This window comes from Steroidobacter cummioxidans (genome assembly GCF_003104955.1).
In genome coordinates, this window is record NZ_LSRW01000022.1 from 41,119 (window position 1) to 62,850 (window position 21,732).

The following is a 21,732-nucleotide window of genomic DNA, read 5'->3' on the forward strand; positions in this document are numbered from 1 at the left end:
CGACGGGCGGGGGACTCGTGGTCCCACTGCCGCCACCGCCACCACCGCCACCGCAGGCTGCCACCAAGAGCAGCGTAGTGAGACCGAGAGCAGGGGCTCCGGACTTGATTTGACATTGTCCGGCAACGCTCGGATTGGGTCCGTTCAGCATCCTCATCACCCTCCACAGCCGGCACAGGGAGCCGGCCGTTAACTGCAGTTACGCAGTTCGCAGGGAAAAAATGACAAGGAGGATGAAATTCTAGATCGGTCGCGCGCCTTGCCTGAGCGCTCGTCGGCGCCCTGCGAGCAGCAGCAGGGCGCCGAGCAATGTCACGAAGTCCATCGAGCCACCGCCGCCGCCACCGCCGGTATTGCCACCGTTGCCGCTACCCCCGCCGCTGTTGCCGCCACTGGGCGGCGGTGGTGGCGGTGGTGGTGTGGTGGCCGTGACCGAGCTGGTCGCGGAGTTGTTGGCTGGGTCGATATCGGCGAGCTCAGAGCCGATCGTCACTGTCGCGCTCGCGTCGACGGCACCTGCATTCGTTGCCACTGCGCTGAACGTGAACGTTTGCGAGGCGCCGACTGCAATCGTTCCCAGGTCGCAGGATGCGCCGCCAGTGCTGGCGCTGCAGCCGCTGGGCAGCGTTCCCAGCGTGAATGCCGATCCCAGACTGAAAGTGACGTTGCCTTCGCTCGACGGGGTGCTGCCGCGATTCGTCACCGTTACCGTGTAAGTGACATCACCGCCCTGGAGCAGGGTGGTCACCGAAGGCACGACGGTCACGCCGAGATCGCCAGGATCCCCCGTGATCGCGGAGGCTTGCACAGTGTTGTTCGTTGGCGTCGCGTCGCTCTCATGGCCACTGACAGTGGCCGTCGCCAACAGGAACAGGGCATGGGCAGGCGTCGTATATCGAACCACCGCGTTTATCTCTTCACCCACTTGCAGCACGGGCACGACGCAACCTGTGGTCGAGCAGGTGCCGCGATCGGCGCTGTAGCTGATGTTCGTCACGCCGGCCGGCAGCGTCGCTGACACGTTCACTCGGGTGGCGGCGTAGGGGCCGTTGTTGACGGCACGCAGGTTGAAAGTCGATTCGAAGTTCTTTGCGCGCGTACCGCTGTGACCGCTGATGTCCACGTGCAGATCCGGCGCCACTTCGAAGCTGGCGACGCCGCGTCCGCTCACACTGACATACAACAGCGAAGGCGTATTGGGATCGAGCGCTAGTTTGTATGCTCGCCACGGTCCCGGCTCCGTGCCGGCGCGCAGGACCTCCCACGTCTGGCCTGAGTTGACGGAGCGAAGCACATACGAGGAGGAGCTCGAGCTGGTCGCGTACAGGGTCGTGGGCACGACCGGGTCGATGGCAACCGACTGCGCCGGCTGATTGGTCGTCACAGCAAACGAATTGCTGGCGGTGAACGTGTCACCCCCATCGTTACTGACCTGCAGGGCGGCTGTCGCGGCATAGATGCGCGAGGAGTTCGATGGGTCGATCGCGATCTGCCGCACGTCCTGACCGACGAACGCTTGCGTCCAGGTGGTGCCACGATCGGTGGAGCGATACAGCCCGCCGGTGTTTGGCTGGCCGAACTGCAAGGCGGCGAGAAACATGCGTGAGGGCTCCGCAGGATCGATCTGCAGGTCCATGCCATACACAGATGCGTTGAGGTTGGTGCTCAAGGGCGCCCACGTCGCACCGTCGTCGGTACTGCGATACATGCCGCTCGAGCTCGGCGACGACAGATCGAAGGAGCTGGCGTAGAGCGTGTCGGGCACCTCGGGATCGAATGCGAGGGTCTGCGTGGATCGGCCATTCAAACCAGTGCCTGGCAACAGCCAGCTCAGGCCGCCGTCGGAGGAACGATAAACGCCCTGGCCGAAGCTGCCGAAATAAATGCGGTTCGGTGCGCCGGGTCGGACGGCGATCGTGGCTTGGCCGGCATCCGGTCCCTGGCCCGGCACGATCAAGCGCTGCCACCCCGAGTCGCCGCTGGTCGCGAACAACGCGCTGCCGCCGACGCGCGACGTATTGGTGTACGCGTAGACCTTGGAGTTGCTTGCCAGAGTGGTGGCGAACTGGCTCACGTCGTGTGCGATCGGTGGCTGCGTGGCATCGACCCAGGCTTGGGCGGAATTCGTTGTGTAGCGAGCGAACTGCGAACCGAGCAGGACGATCCGCGAGGAGGCCTGCGAATCGACCGCCACACCCTCCGATCTGCCGTCGGACGATGCGCCGAAGCTGTGCCAGCTCGCGCCGTAGTTGGTGGTTTCGATTAGCGAACCGCTCGACCAGCGCGAGGCAACCGCGCGACCGGGCGTCGTCGGGTCCGCAGCCACAGCAATGAAATCTCCGCTGGTTGCCCAGGTCCAGGTCGCGCCGCCATCGCTAGAAACGAAAATGCCACCATCGGCGACCACGGCCAGCTGGTTGGTCGACAGGTGCGCGATGTCGCGGGTCCATAACATGCCCGAAGCGCTCACGGACACTTGCGTCCAGGTCGTCCCGCCGTTTGTGCTGGTGAGCACGAAAGGACCGTTGATCCCGTAGGCCCGATCCGAGTTTTGCGGGTCGACGACGATCTTGGTCAACGTTTGTGAAGCGGTGCCCCGGGCGGTCCAGGTGTTGCCGCGATCGACACTGCGGTAGACCTGCCGATCGGCGCCGGAGTAGTAAACGGTAGTCGCATTCGCACCGACGCCCCAGATGCCGCTGCCCGGGGGCGCGACGATCGAGAAGCTGTCGCCGCGATTCTCGGAGCGGTAGATGCCTTCGTTATAAACGGAAACATACAAGCGATCGCCATCGGACGGGTCGACCGCGAGGCCGTTCACCTGGCCTTCGAAATTACGCAGCACCGCCCATGTGACACCGCCGTCGGTCGAGCGGTGGATGCTTCGCAGGAACATCGCATAGAAAACATTCGGTGCGGTCGAGTGGGCTCTTACACCCAGCGCGTGCCCGCCAGGCGGACCTTTGGTGGTCCAGCTGTTGGTCCCCGCATGACTGACGACCGCAACCATGGCTAGCACGGCACTCAACAGCGACGCGCCTATCCGTGAATGAGAGCTCACCCGCGTTACCCTTTGTATATATCGTCGTTATCGAGGCGGGCGGGAGCATAGCAGTTGTGGCCGCGGGGCGGCGGCCGATGCGTCGTAATGTTACCTGTTCTGCCAGGCAGCGATCGCGTTCACCAGGGAGATTATCGGTGCGATCCGGACTCAATCGCGGTACCCAGAATCCACGGCAAAATGACTGGCGGGCTGGTGCGCTCGCCGGCAGGCGTCAGATTCCGGCGTACCACTCGTATCCGTCATCTTCCCAGTAGCCGCCCTTGCCGCCGTTGATTCGGGCGAAGCTGGCTACGAGCTCGATGTGCATGAGGTACTTCGCCATTTTGTAGCCGAGTTGACGTTCGAGGCGCAGACGCAGCGGCGCGCCGTTCGGGATCGGCAAGGCTGCGTCGTTCAGCGCATAGGCGAGGATGGTTTGTGGGTGCATGGCGTCTTCCATGTCGATGCTTTCGTAGTATTTCGCTCCCGAGACATCCATCGGATCGGCACAATAAAACATGACGTAGCGAGCGTCGGCTCGAGGCCTGACGAGAGCGAGCACTTCGCTCAAAGGGGTGCCGGTCCACTTGCCGATGGCGCTCCAGCCTTCGACGCAATCGTGTCTCGTGATTTGCGTGCGGCTGCGCATCGCGCGCAGTTGATCGAGCGTGAGTTGCACCGGGCGCTCTACCAGACCATCGACGCGCAGCCGCCAGTTGACGAAGCCGTTCGTCGCGAGCGCGCGGTACTCTGCGGTGTCGGGGTAGTCAGTGCCATTGCTGCGAAACTGGGGCGATAGGTCCGCCTCGGTGAATTCCTGCGCCATCGATGTGCGTGGAGTCACCGCGTGCTGAACGTTCCGACTCAAGAGCTCGCCGATCTCCAACACTTTAGTGACGCGCGGACTGCGGGAGGCCGCGTCGCAGGCGCCCAGCAAAACGCCGCCGCTGGCCACGGCGAGATGACGGAGGAAGCGTCGCCTGGGCGGTTCAGCGTTGCTCATGTTCGATCCGATAGCGGCCGGTGATCATCGAGCGCAGGTTGTTCCAGAAGCCCGTTACGATCACCTCGAAGACGTGAATGAAAAGAAACAGCACCAGCAACCAGGCAACGACGAAATGTATGGTACGCGCCGATTGGCGTCCGCCGAAGATCTCGACCCAGCCCGGCCACACGGAATCGAGCCGGGGCGACATCGACATGCCGGTCAGCACCATCAGCGGCAGCAGCACGAAGATCACCACGATATAGCTGAGCCTCTGCAGTACGTTGTAGCGCGTCGCTGCTTCGCCACGCGGGTGACGCAGGTGCAGATGATCGGCAATCGAGCGTCCGATCGAATGCCAGTCGGATCGGGTCGGAACGAGATCGCGTGCGACATGACGACTGGCGATCGAGTAGACCAGATACGCCAGGCCGTTGATGACGAGGATCCAGGCGAAGAAGAAATGCCAGCGTCGGCCCATCGCCAGCCACTGCACACTGGGGATCGTCAGCCAGGAGGGAAAACCGTTGGCCAGCTCGAACCAGGGACCTGCGCCGGTATAAGAGGACTGCCCCCAATACAAGCTGGGATGAGCATTGAAGATCTGCAGTCCGCTCATCAGCAGCAGGATCAACGCAACGGCGTTGATCCAATGCGTCACGCGCACAATCAATGCATGTCGTCGCTGGATCACAACGCACTCAGCACCGTTTTTCCTCGCGCATGCTCGCGTTCGAGGTGCGCTTGCGCTTCGGCAGCGTTGCGCATTGGGTAGACCGCTTGCACATACACTCGTACCTTGCCGTCGTCGATGAGCCGCGCAATCTCGGCGAGTTGCCGCGCGTTTGGCTGCACGCCGTATCCCTTACCGCTGGCTTTGCGTGCTTGCGCCTTGTCTTTTGATGATGGCGGGCCGAGCGTCGAGACCAGCGTCCCGCCGGGTTTCAGCACCGCCCACGAGCGATCCTGTGTTTCGCCGCCGATCAGATCGAACACCAGATCCACGTCGCGAACACGGTCCTCGAAGCGCTCCGTCTTGTAGTCGATGATCTGGTCGGCGCCCAGCTCGCGTAGGAATTCCTTATCCGCATTCGATCCGGTGGCGGTGACTTTCGCACCCGCGGCCTTCGCGAATTGAACGGCGAAATGGCCGACGCCGCCGGCTCCTCCGTGAATCAGTACATGTTGTCCGCGTTGCAGGCCGCCCTGATCGAACAGCCCTTGCCATGCGGTCAGCGCCGCCAGCGGCACAGCGGCCGCGTGCTCGTGATCGATGGATTGCGGCTTGGGCACAGCGTCGCTCGCCTTGATCGTGACGTACTCCGCGTAGGCGTGGCGGCTGCTCGGCAGCATCGCGAAGACATCGTCGCCGGTTTCCCAGTCCTGCACCTGCGTGCCGCAGCGAGCGATCGTGCCGGACATGTCCTGGCCGAGCACCATCGGCAACTGCTCGGCTTTGGCGAACTGGCCGGAGCGAATCTTGTAGTCGACGGGGTTGACGCTGGCTGCCTTGATACGAACCAGGACCTCATCCCGCTCCGGCTCCGGGCGCGGCACTTCGTCGAGCTGGATCACATCAGGGCCGCCGAACGAATGAATACGCATCGCGTGCATGGTCGCCATGATGTCCCCCTCGAACGTAGCTGGTCGGATGGGATTTCCTCGAGCGTGGAAGTCGAGCGCAGCGGCAAAGGTTCCGCGCACGTGGCCCACATCAACGCAGACACCGCGGACTGTCGTAAGACTGCGCGAGAGGATTGCGAGCTACTGCGCCGATTCGGGCAGCGTTTGGATGATCAGATCACCTCGGCGCAAGTCGAGTCCCGCTGCCGCACAATCCCGGGCATCGCCTGCATTCGCGTTGATCGTCACGCTTTGTCCCGTGGTCAGGTTCCGACAGATCACCCCCTCCGGAACGACGCTAGACATCGATCCGCCAGCGTTGCGCTGGTTGATCCGCAATGTTGCAGGAGGTGGCAACTCGACCGTATGGAAGGCGAGAAAAGGACCGTTCTGTGCAATAGGTGAGGGTTCTGCAAACTCGAATCTGAAGCCGATGAACTGTTGCCCGGCCGCGAGCGCCGCCTCTACCGCCGATGTGACGTCGAGTCGTACGACTTCCTTGCCGCGGTAGCGGAAGGAGCGGAGGAACGTTCCGCCTGTCCAGTCGCTCAGCGTGAGTTGTCCATCTGCGGGGTAGGCAAACACTTCGATGTCGAAGGGGAACGGTCCCATCGATGCGAAGGCGGGCAAAGAAAGCCTCGCGTGCGAGACTGGCAGATCGAGGCCCGCCAGGTTGAATTCGATGATGCCGCGGTCTTCGAAGGTCGGTATGTCGAGTATTTGTGCTACCGAGTTCTCGATGATGTCATCGGGCGCATCATCCTTGGGTGCGGCCAGACCGTCACGAACGCTGCCATCGGCCACCGCGAAAGTCAGTGTGGGGGCGGCGCTGGCGGTCGAAACCGATGCGGTGATTGCAACAAGAGCACAATGTGTAAGAAATTTTCGGGTAGCCATGGCAGCTCCTTGAACCCCGATGAGCCGGTGGATGTGGATGCGACCGGGCCCGTGGGGGTGTGCGTTTCGCGAAAGAAGATGCGCGTGTTCAAAGCTGACACAGCTGCGCGGCAACATTCCACCTCAACGTGGTTCAGACATGAGACATTCCGAGAGACATCGAACGCAGCGAACGGGCTGGCTGCGAGCCGCTGTGCTGGGCGCGAACGACGGCATCGTGTCGACGGCCAGTCTGATCGTGGGGGTGGCCGCCGCCGGAACGAGCTCCTCCGGTATTCTCCTTTCCGGAATCGCAGGACTGGTCGGCGGCGCCATGTCCATGGCCGCCGGCGAATATGTTTCGGTCAGCTCACAAGCCGATACCGAACACGCTGACCTGGCGCGTGAGCGACAGGAGCTCGCTGCCAGTCCCGAGCAGGAGCAGGCGGAATTGACGGCGATTTACGTCAAGCGCGGACTGCAAACCGAGCTCGCTTCGCAGGTGGCAACGCAGCTCATGCGGCACGATGCCCTTGGCGCGCACGCACGGGACGAACTGGGTATCTCGGACACTTTGGCGGCGCGACCGGTGCAGGCGGCAATGGCGTCGGCTGCAACGTTCGCCACTGGCGCCGCGCTGCCGCTGTTGATGGCTGTCCTCGTTCCAGTTTCCTGGCTGTTATGGGTAGCGCCTGTCGGTTCACTGCTCTGCCTCGCGGTGCTTGGCTCAGTGGCGGCGAGGGCAGGGGGCGCGCCGCTGCGGCCCGCTGCAATCAGAGTGACATTCTGGGGCGCCCTGGCGATGGCTGCGACTGCTGCCATCGGCTCGCTGTTCGACGCATGACGGATCGATCAGGCTTTTCTCACGAACTCCGACTTCAACTGCATCGCGCCGATGCCATCGATTTTGCAGTCGATGTCGTGGTCGCCTTCGACCAGCCGGATGTTCTTCACCTTGGTCCCCATTTTCACGACCAGCGATGACCCTTTCACCTTCAGGTCCTTGATCACGGTCACGGCGTCGCCATCGCGCAGCTCGTTGCCGACGGCATCGCGAATGATCCGAGGCTGGTCGGCTGCATCGGTCTGCTGGGCCTGATCTTTGGACCACTCATGGCCGCATTCCGGACAGATGTAGAGGGCGGAGTCCTCGTAGGTGAGGCTCGAATTGCATTGGGGACAGGCGGGAAGATTGCTCATCCCGCGATTATAAGGCCGTGCCGCGGCGATATCAGCACGGCCTCAGGTCCTTCAGTTGGCCAGCAGATGGGTCGCCAGGAATGCCTCCATTTCCGTCAGCACGCGAGTACGGGACTCGCTGCGCGACAACCAGTGATCTTCGCCGGGCAGCTCGATCAACGTGTGCGGCTTGGAAAGCGACTTGAGCGCCTTCGCCATCTCGCGCGACTGCACGACAGGCACGACGGAGTCGTTGACGCCGTGTAACAGTAGAACGGGAGCGCGCACATTGTCGGCAGCGCGGGAAGGGGACTTGGAGATTACTTCGGGGCTCGTCTTTGGACCGATGTGATCTCTCCAATACGCCACCAAATCAGATTGCTTGCCAGCGTACTGCTCGGCGAGCGACAGCATGAGCGGTAGGTTGGATACGCCGTTGATGCTCACTGCGCACGCATAGAGCTCCGGAGTGAACGCCGCACCCGCGAGCGCCGCGTAACCGCCATAGCTTGCGCCGACGATACAAACGCGCTGGGGATCGACGCGGCCCTGCTCAATGAGCGCCTTCACGCCATCGGTGACATCGTCCTGCATGAGTCGTCCCCACTGGCGATAGCCGGCCCTGCGATGCGCCTCGCCGTAGCCGGTGGACCCGCGAAACTGAGGCTGCAGCACGACGTAACCGCGCGATGCGAGGAACTGTGCAAGCCAATCGAAGGTGCGCATGTCGCGGGACTCGGGCCCGCCATGCGGCAGCACCACCAGCGGCAATTGTTTTTCATCGGCACCCGGCGGCAAGGTTACGAAGGCGGGAATGTCATAGCCGTCGCGGGCCTTGTAGGTCAGCTCTCGAACTTCGCCGAGCGTTGCGTCCACCAAGGACGGATATTCCTCGCCGACGATATCGGCCGTGCCCTTCTTGTAGTCGATCAAATAGTAAATGGCTGGTGTTGCGTGCGTGGCCACGGACACCAGCGCTCGCGTGTTGTCGCTCGAGCGGCCGAGCAGATCGGCTTGCTTGCCACCGAAGGATTTTTTCAGGCCATCGGCTCGTGAGCGCGCCTTGTCGTCGAGCCACAAGATCTGCGGCTCGCTGCCAGTGGTCCAGGCGCCGGTGACCGCCTGCGAGTACGGATCGCGAATCAATCCTCCGATGTCGCTACGCTCGTCGCTGATGACCATCTGCGGCGCGCTGCCATCGAACGGCACGCGCCAGATCGCGCGATAGGGGCGATTCAACACCGCACGCATCAGCACGCCTGAGCCATCGTTCGCCATTCCCAGCACGAGCGGTAACTCGCCAGAGTCGCTGCTGAAGATTTCGCTCCAGCTCCCGTTACGGCGATGCTGCAGCTTGAAGCTGGAGCGGTCCGCTTGCCACTCGCTACGAGCGATCGCCTGTCCGTTGGCGTCGACGACCCATGCGTTGGTGAAGGCAGTCCCTCCCTCGATCAGTCGTGGCGCGCCGCTGGTGGTATCGACTTCATACAAGTTGTAGGTCCAGCCCTCGTCCTTGCGGCCGCCGACGACGCGCGTGCCGGTCTGCTGCTTGTATTGGGTGGCCGACCAGTCCCACGAGGACATGATCACTTTCTTCGGCTTCGGCGTGCGCATGGACAGCAGCGCGCTGCCCGTCACGTTCCTCATCGAACCAGCGCCGTGGAGCAGGATGCGTGACTGGCCGGAGGTGATGTCCACCGAAATCGTGCGAAACCACTCGTAGGTCGGTGCGTTCACATCCGGGCGCTGGGCCATGCTGGCGCCGACGAACAGCGTTTCCTCGTCGAACCACGACAGGTCACGGACGGTCGCGTCGGGAGGTGCGCCAATGCGCGTGCGAATTGCGCCTTTCGTCAGGTCGAAGACGTGGAGTTGCGACTGTGCGCCCCGGTTATCCAGCCAGGCGAGCAGATTGCCGCTTGGGCTGAGTGCCACGAACTCCATCGCCGGCGTCTGACCAAACGCTGTCACCGGCAGCGGTGCTGCCCACGTCAGGATCGGAATGCAAAGACAAAAGTAGCTGAGCGCAGCAGCCAGGGATCGAGGCATGAGGTCTTCCATCGTCTGTAGTTATTCCCGCGTGCGGATTGTAGTGATGCCAGCGCGGCTGGCTATGACGCGGTTGACAGATCAGCAGCTGCTGCGTCCGATTGAACGTAATGTCCCGAAACAGCGGCTGACGAGCCAAGGCCGCGATCCCCGTTAGGCAATTGCAGATAAGAATGATTTGTATTAGTGTTCGCTCGCTGTGTCGTACCCGCGAAACACTTACATCCTTTTCATGCTGCTGCTGGCACTTGGCCTGTTTGGCGGGGCCGTCGGCGTTGCCGATGCCCATTCCGGGCACGCGCAGGCGTGGGGCGCGGGTGAGGTGGCCATTGCAGCGCTCGAGGATTTGGGGGCAGTCACCCCGGAGCGCGAGGAGTCGCGGCCCAGTGCGGAGGAGGTAGGCAAGCGCCGCGTTCGCGAGTTTTTTGGGCCAGCGACTCCTGTCAAAGTCGCGCTGGCGCAGACATTGAAAGCGACTCCGTGGTCAGGTGTCGCAGACGCTTCCATCGTTGACCAATTCTCGACTCCGCTTGCCACTGCGCTCAGCGCGCATGCCTGCGCCCACGTCAGTTCTCGATTGCAGCTGAAGCTGCAACTCGGCCAGGCCCCCTAGCAGCAACCCTCGCTGCCCTCCGTCCGGTGATTCGGGTCGTCCGGATCGCGCGTGTGAGTGCGTCTGTCCCTTTCCTTTTCGTGAATTGCTTGAATTCGAGGCCCGTTTGTCATGCCCGCGCTTGCTCCCTCTTTGTGCGAGACCGTCGCTCGTCATCCGATTCGCTGCGTAGTCGCTCTGGCCCTCGCCACCGCCGGATCGGCTCAGGCTCAAACTACGGCTGCGCTCAATTCGCGGGCCGTCGAGGAAGTGGTCGTCACTGCATCGGGCTTCGAGCAAAAGATCGTGGACGCGCCGGCGAGCATCAGCGTCGTGTCCGCGGAGGAGCTGGCAAAGCGGCCGTACATCACGCTCATCGACGCCGTGCGCGAGCTCGAGGGTGTCGATATCGGTGAGACGTCCGATAAGACCGGTCAGCGCACGATCAGCATCCGCGGCATGGGCTCGGACTACACGCTGATCCTCATCGACGGCAAGCGCCAGAACAACCACGGCGACATCTATCCCAACAGTTTCGGCGGCAACCAGTTCAACCACATTCCGCCGCTGGATGCGATCGAGCGTATCGAAGTGATCCGCGGTCCGGCATCGACGCTGTACGGCGCCGACGCACTGGGCGGCGTGATCAACATCATCACCAAGAAAGTCTCGGACACCTGGCGTGCGTCGACCACGATCGGCCACTCCATTCAGGAAAACGACATGTTCGGCGCCGACACCACGTATGACCTGACGGCGTCCGGCCCGCTGATTCGCAACGTGCTCGGACTGTCGTTGCGCGCGTCGCGCTACGAGCGCGACGCTTCGCTGCCCGAGTACGAGGTCATTACGGATCCTTCCGGAGAGACCCATGAGCGCGTGCTGGGCTTCGGTGCCGGCGGCAAGACCGTCAACAACGTCAACGAGTCCTACGGCGCTACGCTGAACTGGCGGATCTCGGATCGACAGGACATGAGCTTCGACTTCGATACGTCCGAGCAAGTCTACGACAACACGCCGTTCACCAACAATCTCGGTACCACCGCATATCCGCTGGGTACGGTCGATAACGTTGGCGAGCTGTGGCGTGCCCAGCCGCGCGCGGGGTACTCAGCGGACCAGACATTCACTCGCGACCAGTGGGCGGTCACTCATCGTGGCGATTGGGGCTTTGCCAGCAGCTTCGTGTCACTCGCGCACATCGAAACTGCGAACAATGGCCGCACGCTGCCGCTGACCGCGACCGAACGCGCTCTGCAAACTCAGATCTTCGAGGGCACGGGGGCCTATGCCGGCCTGTCGCCAGCGCAGCGGCGCGCCATCATGGAAGAAACCTTCCTGCCGCGGCCGAAGCGCACGATGGAGAGCACGCAGTACACGTTGGACGCCAAGCTGGATTTCCAGATCGAAGGGTTTGCCGGCCGTCATCACCTGGTGGTGGGCACGCAATATATCGATGGTGAGCTCGAGGACGGCGTGTTTGGCATGGAGGGCGGTACCGATGGCGCCGGCACCGTGCAGCAACACAAGATGTATTCGCTGTTCGCGGAGAACAACTGGACGCCAGTCGATCCGCTCACCGTGACACTGGGCGTGCGTTATGACGATCACAAAGTGTTCGGCGACCACGTGAGCCCGCGCGTCTACGCGGTCTACACCATCAACCCGAGCTGGAGCATCAAGGGCGGTGTCGCTACCGGCTTCAAGACGCCGAAGACCACGGATCTGTACGACGGCGTTACCGGCTTCGGCGGCCAAGGCGTGACGCCTTTCGTGGGCAACCCGGACCTCAAGCCCGAGACCAGCGTGAATACGGAAATCGCGCTGTACTGGACCGGCGAAGGCGGGGACCACAACTTCAACGTCACGTACTTCCGCAACGACTTCAAGGACAAGATCGCTCGCGGCGAAACCAACCAGAGCTGCGAAGCTACTGGCGGTGTGCGTCCGTGTGCCAACTTGGGTGCCTACGCCGATCTCGGCTACGCGACTTACGCGCAGAATATCAACATCGATGAGGCCAAGATTCGCGGCGCCGAAGTGGCCGGTCGCTACCGAATCATCGGCCCGCTATCGGCGCGCGCCAACTACACCTACATCGATAGCGAACAAACCAGCGGCCCGCTGGCAGGTCAGCCGCTGACCAATACCGCCAAGCACATGGCGAATGGCACGTTGGACTGGGCTATCACCGACGCCTTCAGCACGCAACTGACCTGGGAAATGCGCTCGAAGCGTTATCGCGGCGTGGGTGCCAACAACGAGCATCTCTACTACAAGGACTACGACGTGCTGCACTTGGGCGCGCAGTACCGGTTTAACGACCACGTGGCCTTCAACGCGCGCATCAATAACCTGCTGGATGAGGACTTCACCAGCTTCCAGACGAGCTTCACCCGTAATGGCGACACCGGCCCCTGGACGCCCACCTACGTCGATGACTTCAACAACAAGGACAAAGCGCGAAATTACTGGCTGAGCGTCAATCTGGCATTCTGATTGAGATGCAAGCGGTGGCTGCGCTCTACCCTTAGCGCGGCCGGCTGTAACACGCAGCGGCTGGGTTCGCCTCAGAACTCGCCGGTGAGCTGCAATCTCCCGCCTGCGTACCAGAGAAACACACTGGTCGCGGCATGCGCCCCGGACCAGGTGCAACGATGTAGCACCATGCAAGGCTCGCCAGCTTCCATGCGCAGTAACTTTCGCACTTGAGCCGTCGCTTTGCGTGCGGTGATCGAGTACTGCACTCGTCTGATCGGCGCGCGCCGAGTCATGTAGTCACTGGGCGTGGTGATGTTGAAATCCTGTTGCAGATAGTCAGGAAACAAAGCCGGGTGCACGAAGCGGTCCTCGAACTGCACCGGAATGTCGTTCTCGAAGTGCACGATCTGGGATTGAAACGCAAAGTCATCGCTATCCAGGCCGAGCGCGCGTAACGCCTGCGCGTCGTTGCTGCGTCCAAGCAGCACGACTTCGCTGGTGTGCTTGTGACCTCGGCCGGCGATTTCCTCGTGGATGCTGCGAATTTCGATCAGCGTCGATTGTGAGCGCCGGTCCGCAACGAACGTACCGGTTCCCTGCACACGCATCAGCAGTTGCTCGCTGGTCAACTCGCGCAACGCGCGATTCACCGTCATGCGAGCCACGCCAAACTTGCGCACCAACTCGTGCTCGGAAGGAATCAAGTCGCCAGCCTTCCAGGCACCGGCTTCGATCTTGTCGCGCACGTACGCTTTGATCTCGAGATAGTTGGAGGGTGAACGGCGCGACATGGTTTGTTGGAGGTAGCAAAGCGGTCACATGACATCAGCAGCTGCACTTCATGAAAAAACGGACTAAGGCGTCCTGAAACTCGCGTGCTAGCGTGCCAGCGATTCTTGGTTGTCTAGGCAAGCGGACTACATGTCGATTCCGGCGGTTGGCGATGTCACGTCAAGCAGTATGCACTATCTCGATGAGGGTCAACGGGCCCGGGTCGAGCGGCTGCGTGCGAGCTGGCTATGGCGCAGCGAGTTGCCGACCTGGCTGGTGATTGCAGCCATTTATGGCGGCTGGTTCGCCGTCGTGATGAACGCGCAGGCATTGGGCACGCCGCTCACCATCGTACTGCTCATCGTGCTAGTCACCTGGTACTCGTCGCTACAGCATGAGCTGGTCCACGGCCATCCCACTCGCTGGCCGTGGGTCAATGCACTGTTTGGCTATGCGCCACTGGCGATCTGGTATCCGTATGGCTTGTATCGCGACAGTCATCGTCAACATCACCGCAACGAGCACATCACTTACCCCGGTGCCGATCCCGAGAGCTATTTCGTAACCCGCACGCAGTGGGATTCGTATCGCGGCTGGTATCGCGCGCTGCTGCGGTTCCGTAACACCATCGTCGGACGATTGCTGGTCGGACCGATTTTTTCTGTTGCCGGCGCCGTGCAGGGCGAGTGCGCGCTGATCGAGCGAGGTAACGTGCGCGTCGCCGTGCGTTGGCTGGTACACGTCACGCTGGTCGTCGCGCTGCTGGTGTGGGTAAAGCAGGTCGCCGGAATTTCGCCGTGGCTGTATCTGCTGGGCGTTGCGTATCCGGCGCTGGCGTTGTCGCTGGTGCGTTCGTTTCACGAGCATCGCCCGGTCGCAGCGGTGGAGCAGCGCTCGGTATTGAACGACGCCGGCTGGCTCTGGCGGCTGCTGTTCCTCAACAACAACTATCACCTGGTGCATCACGATCTGCCGGGCGTGCCTTGGTACGGGCTACGGCAGCTGTATCTGGAGAATGGTGCGCGTTACGACCAGCGCAGCGGCAACTATTGCGTCGAGGGTTACGGCAAGTGGCTGCGCCGGCACGCCTTCAGTCCGGTGGAACATCCTGTCCACGAGCTCAATCGTGTTGATCGGTGATGTCACTCTCGCTTGGCAGGACGTCGTCGCCATCGCGGCAGGCGAGCCTGCAAGCCTGTCCGGCGCGGCCGAACGGCGCATGGCCACGTCACGCAGCGTGGTCGATAGCATCGTGCGTGATGGCGTACGTGCATACGGAGTCAATACCGGACTCGGCGGTTTGTCGCAGGTCGTGTTGTCGAGCGATCGGCTGGTGGCTTTCTCGCTCAACACGCTGAAGAGTCACGCATGTGGCGTCGGTGCGCCGTTGCCGGCCATTCAAGTGCGGGCAATCATGGTCGCCGCCGTACAAAACTTTGCGCACGGCCGCTCGGGGATCAGCCCGCGGATTCCAGTCGCGCTGCTGAGTTTGTTGAATGCCGGTCTCACGCCCGTGGTGCCCGCCGGCGGTTCGGTGGGATATCTGACGCACATGGCGCACATCGGGCTGGCGCTCGTGGGCTTGGGTGAAATCGAAGTCGCCGGCCAGGTGCGAGCCGCCGCGGATGCGCTGACAGAGGCGCGACTCGAACCGCTGCACTTATTCGCGAAGGACGGTCTGAGCCTGGTCAACGGCACTCCATGCGCCAGTGGTTTGCTCAGTGTGGCGATGGCGGATGCAGTTCGTCTGGCACGCTGGGCCGATGTGGTCGCGGCGATGAGTTTTGAGGCGTTGCGGGGGCAGAGCGATGCGTTCGATGCCGACGCGCTGGCAGCCAAGCCTCATCCTGGCGCGCAACTGGTGGGCAGCAATCTGCGTCGGCTACTTGCCGGCAGTGAACACGTTTCCAGGCATCGAGGCGTAAGAACTCAGGACGCACTCAGCCTGCGCGCCATTCCGCAGGTCCACGGCGCGACGCGCGATCAGCTGAGCCACGTCGAGCGGCAGTTGAACATCGAGCTCGCATCTTCTACCGACAACCCACTGATCTTCGGCACACCCGATAACTATCGAGTGCTGTCACAAGCGAATCCACACGGGCAATCGCTGGCCTTCGCGGCGGACCTGCTGGCACTGGCTGCGGCGGAGTTGGGCGGTATCGCCGAGCGCCGGATTTATCGGCTCATCGATCCGTCGATCAGCGGCTTGCCGCCATTCCTGCTCGAGGCGGCCGGTGAGCACTCGGGGCTCATGATTGCCCAGTACGCCGCCGCGTCGCTCGCGGCGGAGAACAAGTTGCTGGCGCAGCCGCTGGTGGTCGAGAACTTCGTGACCTCGGCCCTGCAGGAGGATCACTTGAGCTTCTCCACGCCGGGCGCGCTCAAAGCATTGAAGGTGCTGGAGAACGTCGAACGCATCCTGGCCATCGAATACCTGACGGCCGGTCAGGCGTTGCAGTTCGTGGCGCGCGATCACCTGGCGTTCGGCACGCGCGCCGCTCTCGATGTCCTACGTTCCAAGACGAGCCTGTACGTCGAGGATCGGATCGTGTCGACGGACATCGAGGCCACCGTCGCGCTGCTGCGTGAGCCCGGTGCGCTGGCGCGGATCGAAAGCGAAATCGGTGCGGGGCTATGAGCCGCACCTCCGCCGACGTGCGCAAAACGGTGACCGCGATGTCACTACGCTCAATTATGTCGGCACGCGTCGCGAAGCAGCTGCTGCTGGCAGTAACCACTTTGTTATTGCTGAGTATCCTGGTCTTCGCGGCGGGCGAGCTGTTGCCGGGAAACATTGGGCTTGCGTTGCTGGGGCCGTTTGCGGACCCGGAGGCTGTCGCCGCGCTCAATCGTCAACTGGGCGCCGATCAGCCGGCGTTGACGCGCTACTTGGCATGGCTGGCTGGCGCCATACGCGGGGACTTCGGAGTCTCGCTGCAATATGAGATTCCCGTGGCGCCGCTGGTACTCAGTGCGCTGGTCAATTCTCTGCAGCTGGCTGCATTGACGTTGGTGCTCGTGATTCCACTCGCGCTGGCTGCAGGCATCTGGTGCGGGCTGCGGGCCAACAGCGTTGCCGATCGATGCATCGGCTTGTTTGGCTTGTCGCTGGCGGTCGTTCCCGAGTATGTCACCGGCCTGGCGCTCGCCCTCGTGCTCAGTGTCGGCTTGCAATGGCTGCCGATCTCGGCTGTCTGGGATGAGAACGCGAGCTTCGCGGTTCGTTTGCAACATCTGCTGTTGCCAGCGTTGACGCTCGCCGCTGGCTTGTTCGGATATATCGCACGTATGGCGCGTACGGGGGTGGCAGAGACCGTACGTAGCGACTATGTGCGCACGGCAATTCTGAAAGGCTTGCCGTTTCATCAGGTCGTGACACGTCACGTACTCCGCAATGCCTTGCGTCCGACATTCGCGGTGATCGTTGCGCAGACGGGGCACCTGATCGGTGGCTTGCTCATCGTCGAAACTTTATTTCGTTACGACGGCCTGGGTCAGCTGATCTACACCGCGGCGCGCACCAAAGATTTCCCCGTGCTCGAGGCGGGCATCCTGATCAGCGGCGCGATCTATATTGCGGTGACCACACTGGGTGACAACCTGATCGCTGCAATGGATCCGCGTCGACAATCGGTGCCGCGATGAGTCGTCGTTGGGCACTGGGTGCGGGACTGGCGATCGTGACGCTGTGGCTCGCGGCGGCGCTGACGTGGCCGTACTTTGCTCCCTACGATCCGTTCACTGATGACATTCTCGCCGTGCTCGAGGCCCCGTCGAGTCGTCATTGGTTTGGCACAGATCTGTTGGGACGCGATGTTTTCTCGCGTGTGGTAGCGGGCTCGTCGGAGATCCTGCTGGCTGCGCCGGCGGCCGCCGTGCTCGGCGTGCTGATCGGCAGCGTGCTTGGATTATTGATGGGTTACTACGGCGGAGTCGCGGATACGCTGCTGGGGCGATTGCTCGATGCGTTGCGTGCCGTGCCACTGGTCTTGCTCGCGCTGCTCGCGCTCGTTGCGCTCGGACCGTCGATGTTGAACGTCGTCATCGTGATCGGCCTCGCGTTCGCGCCTATCGTGGCGCAAGCGGTTCGGGTCGCGGTTCAAACCGAGCGGCGCCTGGAGTACGTGGATGCGGCTCGACTGCGCGGCGAGAGCTCGCTGCACATCATGTTTGCGGAAATTCTGCCCAATGTGCGCGGCCCCATTCTGGTGGAGACCACGCTGCGGTTCGGCTTTGCGATCTTCGCCATCGCTGGGCTGAGTTTCCTCGGTTTCGGCTTGCAGCCCCCGTCGCCGAATTGGGGGGCAACCATCGCGGAGAACTATCCGCTGATCGGCGCGGGCTATTGGTGGGTGGTTGCGTTCGATGCGTTGGCCATCGCTTCCCTGGTGATCGGCGTCCATCTGGTGGCCGAGAACCTGGCGGGGGAGCCGCGATGACGCACGTCCTGCAAATCGACGATCTGCATGTGAGCTACGGTCGCGAGTCAGTGTTGCGCGGCCTCAGTCTCAGCATCGCCGAGGGCGAGACATATGGGCTGCTCGGTGCTTCGGGCTCGGGAAAGTCCACTGCGGCTCTGGCGGCTTTGCATTACTTGCCGAGCGAGGCAGCGATCGAGCGCGGTCACATCCGAATTGCCGGACGCGATCTGTATTCACTCAGTCCCGATGAGCTGCGTCAGCTGCGGATACGGCAAGTCGCTGCGGTTTATCAGAACCCGGGCCGCGCATTGAATCCGACCATGCGCATCGGGGATCAAGTCGCTGAAGTGTTCGAGTTGCAAGGCGTGAGTCGGGAAGAGGCTCAGAGTCATGCCTTGAGCGCACTACGGCGCGTGGCGCTCGTCGCACCGGAGCGGATCATGCGCAGCTATCCGTTCGAGCTCTCCGGCGGCATGCAACAACGAGTGGTCATCGCGATGGCGATTGCTGCGCAACCTCGCTTGCTGATTCTCGATGAGCCGACGACGGGTCTCGATGCCACGGTCGAGGCGGGAATTCTGGATCTGATCGAGAGGCTGCGAAGCGAGCTGTCGACGGCCATTCTGCTGATCAGTCACGACATCGGCGTCGTGCGGCGCATGTGCTCGCACATCGGTGTCCTGATCGACGGCCAATTGGTCGAGCAGGGCGCCGCGCGTCGGGTGCTCGAAACTCCGCAGGATCCGAGAGTCGCAGCATTGCTTCGAGCCGAGAGCGGCGCCAACCAGCGGAGTGCGCGTGGCTCGTTCGACAGTGACGCGCCCATCTGTTTGCGGGCCACGCATGTTCACAAGACATTTGCCTCTTTCGGTCGCAGCGTGACTGCGCTGAAAGATGTATCGCTGAGCTTGCGCGTCGGCGCCACGCTTGCTGTGGTGGGAGAGTCGGGTTCCGGAAAGAGCACGCTGGCGCGTATGTTGGTCGGATTGGAACAGCCGGACGCAAATCGCGGCATTGTCGAGTTGGACGGCGAAGGCGTCGGCTATGCAGCGAAGCGCAGGCGTGAGCAACTGAGCGCGCTGCGCTTCGTCGCCCAGAATCCGGACACCGCGCTCAACCGAGCTCACACCGTACGCTATACCTTGAGCCGCGCGTTGCTCAAAGCGGGCGTCAAACGAGCCGAGCTGCGTGAGCAAACATTGTCGCTGGTGCGGCTCGTCCATCTGGATGAAGAGCATCTCGATCGACTGCCGCGACAACTCTCGGGCGGCCAGAAACAGCGCGTGGCAATCGCCTGCGCCTTCGCCGGCCAACCTCGTGTGGTGGTGCTGGATGAGCCCACTTCGTCGCTGGATCCCATTGCACAGTCCGCCATTCTGGATCTGCTCGTGGACCTACAGTCCCAGCAGGGCGTGAGTTATCTGTTGATTACTCATGATATGGAGGTCGTTCGCCGGCTGGCCGACAGCATCGCGGTGATGTATCGCGGCGAGGTGGTCGAGGTTGGAGATTCAGCGCAGGTGCTGGATGCGCCACGGCATCCCTACACACGCGAGCTGCTGCAAGCGACGGTCGTCGATGCGCTCGACGATCTCTCGCGGAGAACGGCATGAAACGTCTGCTGCTATTGTTGATTCTGATCACCGCCTGGCAGGCTGCCTCCGCAGATACAGAAGTCGTACGGACCGACCACCTGCGCTCGCGAGTGGTTGCGAAGACCGCGGCGGCGGTGCCGGGTCAGCCACTGCAGGTGGGATTGTGGCTGGACCACGATCCGCACTGGCACACCTATTGGAAGAATCCCGGCGACTCGGGGTTGCCGACCAAACTCACGGTTTCGCTGACCGGAGTGAGCACCGAGCGCATCGATTGGCCGGTGCCCGACCGATTCGATCTAGGGGAGATCGTGAACTACGGATATGGTGGCATCGCATTGCTACCCGTGACCGTAAGTATTCCGGAGAGCGCGCGTGGACAGACCAGCATCACTCTCGACGCCAAAGCCAGCTGGCTGATCTGCGAGTACGAGTGCATTCCCGGTGAAGCGAGTTATTCGCTCACGTTGCCAGTGGCGTCGACCGCCGCTGTCGACGAGCGCTGGAGCTCCGCGTTCGAATGGGCCGCAGCGCGTCAGCCAGAAATGGTTTCGTCCCGAGCCAGCTATCGAATCGAGGGCAGCGATGTGATCGTGCGCTTCGAGGGCGCGGGCTGGCCGTCCGACCTGGGCGCGTGGCAGCTGTATCCCGCCGTTCAACAACTCATGGCGAACTCGGTGACGGGTCGCTGGCAACGGGCCAACCAGGGTTGGGAGTTCAGACAGCAGCTCAGCGACTATTTCGACGAGGCACCGGCCGAGGCCGAGTTGCTGCTCACGAATCAGGGGCGCGGGTTGCAGTTGATCGCGCAGCTCGAAGATTCCGCCGCAGCGGTTACCACATCAGGCGAAAGCACCCAGAGTGTATCGTCCTGGCAGAGCTTGTTACCTGCGCTGTTGATGGCGTTCGCCGGTGGTCTGGTCTTGAACCTCATGCCGTGCGTGTTTCCGGTGTTGTTCATCAAGGCGCTCGGCATCGCACAGGCCGGCGGCGATCGTGCATTGCTGCTACGTCACGGGGCGATCTATGCGGCAGGCGTGGTTGTTTCTTTCCTGGCGATTGCCGGGCTGCTACTGGGTCTGCGCGCGGGCGGCTCGGCGTTGGGATGGGGTTTCCAGCTGCAGCAGCCGTGGTTCGTAGCCGCCATGACGGTGCTGTTCTTCCTGATGGCGCTGAGCTTTGCGGGTGTGCTCGAGCTGGGAGGGCGCCTGGCTGGCGTCGGGCAGCATCTGACTGAAGGGCACAGCGACCGCAGCGCCTTTTTCACGGGCGTGCTGGCCTGCGTGGTTGCGAGTCCTTGCACCGCGCCGTTCATGGGCTCCGCGATCGGCTTCGCATTGTCACAACCCACTTGGTGGGCGCTGCCGGTCTTCGCAAGCCTGGGGCTCGGCATGGCTGCGCCAATGCTGGTGTTGACTGCTGTGCCAGCACTGACGCGATATCTGCCGAAGCCTGGCGCATGGATGCAGCGACTGCGTGAGCTGCTGGCGTTTCCGTTGTTACTGACGGTTGCATGGCTGCTGTGGGTGTTCGGCGAGCAAACCTCGACCGTTGGCATGGCTGGTCTGCTGGCGGCGCTGATCGCACTGGGCTTCGTGCTGTGGCTGTTTCATCAAGCGCGAGGGCTGGTGAAAACATCTGCTGTGTTGGTAACGCGCGTTGCAGCCGTCGTCGTACTCGTCGGCGCTGCGTACGGTCTCGTCTCGATCGTCGCGCAATCGGAGGCGGAAGCGCAGAGCCGGATTGCCACCGCTGAGGCGGGCGTCGAGGCCTGGTCCGGGGAGCGTCTGCGCGAGCTGCGCGAGTCGGGGCAGCCGGTGTTCGTGAACATGACGGCTGCCTGGTGCATCACGTGTCTCGCCAATGAAAAGGTCGCGCTGTCGTCGGCGACGGTGAAACAAGCCATGCAACGCGCCGGCATCGTCTATCTGAAAGGCGACTGGACCCGTCAGGATCCGGACATCAGTCGCTATCTCGAATCCTTCGGCCGCAATGGCGTGCCGCTCTATGTGTTTTATCCGGCCGCCGGAGGCGAGCCGGTTGTGCTGCCACAGTTGCTCACGGCGCAGGTGGTCACGGATGCGCTGACCGCGCCTTGATTCCATTCTGGAGAGAGT

At 62.5% G+C, this 21,732-nt stretch carries 17 protein-coding genes; 9 read left to right on the forward strand and 8 right to left on the reverse strand.

The features are described from left to right. Positions 1-241 precede the first annotated feature (241 nt). From D0550_RS13770 to D0550_RS13790, 5 genes are all read right to left on the reverse strand, one after another. The gene (locus D0550_RS13770) at positions 242-3,019 is read right to left on the reverse strand and encodes a VPS10 domain-containing protein (RefSeq protein WP_241520806.1); all 2,778 of its coding nucleotides are present in this window, start codon (positions 3,017-3,019) and stop codon (positions 242-244) included. A gap of 256 nt (positions 3,020-3,275) precedes the next feature. Then, positions 3,276-4,046, reverse strand: a complete 771-nt coding sequence (locus D0550_RS13775) for a molybdopterin-binding protein (protein WP_116809776.1) — start codon at positions 4,044-4,046, stop codon at positions 3,276-3,278. Next, entirely contained in the window at positions 4,033-4,722 is a 690-nt protein-coding gene (locus tag D0550_RS13780; protein ID WP_116809777.1) for a cytochrome b/b6 domain-containing protein, read from the reverse strand. The genes D0550_RS13775 and D0550_RS13780 overlap by 14 nt, the downstream gene beginning before the upstream one ends. Continuing rightward, positions 4,719-5,651, reverse strand: coding sequence for an NADP-dependent oxidoreductase (locus D0550_RS13785; RefSeq protein ID WP_206606269.1), 933 nt, complete (start codon positions 5,649-5,651; stop codon positions 4,719-4,721). Before D0550_RS13785 ends, D0550_RS13780 begins: the two co-directional genes overlap by 4 nt. Before the next feature lie 141 nt (positions 5,652-5,792). Beyond that, the gene (locus D0550_RS13790) at positions 5,793-6,548 is read right to left on the reverse strand and encodes a hypothetical protein (RefSeq protein WP_153067160.1); all 756 of its coding nucleotides are present in this window, start codon (positions 6,546-6,548) and stop codon (positions 5,793-5,795) included. Between the two features lie 139 nt (positions 6,549-6,687). Here D0550_RS13790 and D0550_RS13795 point away from each other — a divergent pair, with 139 nt between their 5' ends. Further along, entirely contained in the window at positions 6,688-7,371 is a 684-nt protein-coding gene (locus tag D0550_RS13795; protein WP_116809779.1) for a VIT1/CCC1 transporter family protein, read from the forward strand. A gap of 8 nt (positions 7,372-7,379) precedes the next feature. Here D0550_RS13795 and D0550_RS13800 read toward each other — a convergent pair whose 3' ends face one another. Both D0550_RS13800 and D0550_RS13805 read right to left on the reverse strand, forming a co-directional pair. Beyond that, on the reverse strand, positions 7,380-7,727 hold the full coding sequence (locus D0550_RS13800) for a zinc ribbon domain-containing protein YjdM (RefSeq protein WP_116809780.1): 348 nt from the start codon (positions 7,725-7,727) through the stop codon (positions 7,380-7,382). A gap of 51 nt (positions 7,728-7,778) precedes the next feature. Then, the gene (locus D0550_RS13805) at positions 7,779-9,755 is read right to left on the reverse strand and encodes an alpha/beta hydrolase family protein (RefSeq protein WP_161965818.1); all 1,977 of its coding nucleotides are present in this window, start codon (positions 9,753-9,755) and stop codon (positions 7,779-7,781) included. A 232-nt stretch (positions 9,756-9,987) separates the two neighbouring features. On the opposite strand from D0550_RS13805, the gene D0550_RS13810 reads away from it, so the two are divergent. Together D0550_RS13810 and D0550_RS13815 are read left to right on the forward strand one after the other, a co-directional pair. Continuing rightward, complete coding sequence (locus tag D0550_RS13810) at positions 9,988-10,368, forward strand: hypothetical protein (RefSeq protein WP_153067161.1); 381 nt, start codon at positions 9,988-9,990, stop codon at positions 10,366-10,368. 111 nt (positions 10,369-10,479) lie between these two features. Continuing rightward, positions 10,480-12,846 (forward strand): TonB-dependent receptor domain-containing protein, encoded by a 2,367-nt coding sequence (locus tag D0550_RS13815; protein WP_116809783.1) that lies wholly within the window; start codon positions 10,480-10,482, stop codon positions 12,844-12,846. Positions 12,847-12,917: 71 nt separating this feature from the next. Here D0550_RS13815 and hutC read toward each other — a convergent pair whose 3' ends face one another. Next, positions 12,918-13,619 carry a histidine utilization repressor gene (hutC, locus tag D0550_RS13820; protein ID WP_116809784.1) on the reverse strand — a complete coding sequence of 234 codons (702 nt, stop codon included), beginning with the start codon at positions 13,617-13,619 and terminating at the stop codon, positions 12,918-12,920. 130 nt (positions 13,620-13,749) lie between these two features. On the opposite strand from hutC, the gene D0550_RS13825 reads away from it, so the two are divergent. The 6 genes from D0550_RS13825 to D0550_RS13850 are packed head-to-tail and all read left to right on the forward strand — an operon-like array spanning position 13,750 to position 21,714. Then, positions 13,750-14,739, forward strand: a complete 990-nt coding sequence (locus tag D0550_RS13825; protein WP_116809785.1) for a fatty acid desaturase — start codon at positions 13,750-13,752, stop codon at positions 14,737-14,739. Continuing rightward, a complete protein-coding gene (locus tag D0550_RS13830) occupies positions 14,708-16,237 on the forward strand; it encodes an HAL/PAL/TAL family ammonia-lyase (RefSeq protein WP_116809922.1) in 1,530 nt (509 codons plus the stop codon). Before D0550_RS13825 ends, D0550_RS13830 begins: the two co-directional genes overlap by 32 nt. Next, complete coding sequence (locus tag D0550_RS13835; RefSeq protein ID WP_206606271.1) at positions 16,234-17,244, forward strand: ABC transporter permease; 1,011 nt, start codon at positions 16,234-16,236, stop codon at positions 17,242-17,244. The genes D0550_RS13830 and D0550_RS13835 overlap by 4 nt, the downstream gene beginning before the upstream one ends. Then, on the forward strand, positions 17,241-18,038 hold the full coding sequence (locus D0550_RS13840) for an ABC transporter permease (protein ID WP_116809786.1): 798 nt from the start codon (positions 17,241-17,243) through the stop codon (positions 18,036-18,038). Before D0550_RS13835 ends, D0550_RS13840 begins: the two co-directional genes overlap by 4 nt. Then, the gene (locus D0550_RS13845) at positions 18,035-19,633 is read left to right on the forward strand and encodes an ABC transporter ATP-binding protein (protein WP_116809787.1); all 1,599 of its coding nucleotides are present in this window, start codon (positions 18,035-18,037) and stop codon (positions 19,631-19,633) included. Before D0550_RS13840 ends, D0550_RS13845 begins: the two co-directional genes overlap by 4 nt. Then, complete coding sequence (locus tag D0550_RS13850) at positions 19,630-21,714, forward strand: protein-disulfide reductase DsbD family protein (RefSeq protein WP_116809788.1); 2,085 nt, start codon at positions 19,630-19,632, stop codon at positions 21,712-21,714. Before D0550_RS13845 ends, D0550_RS13850 begins: the two co-directional genes overlap by 4 nt. Positions 21,715-21,732 lie beyond the last annotated feature (18 nt).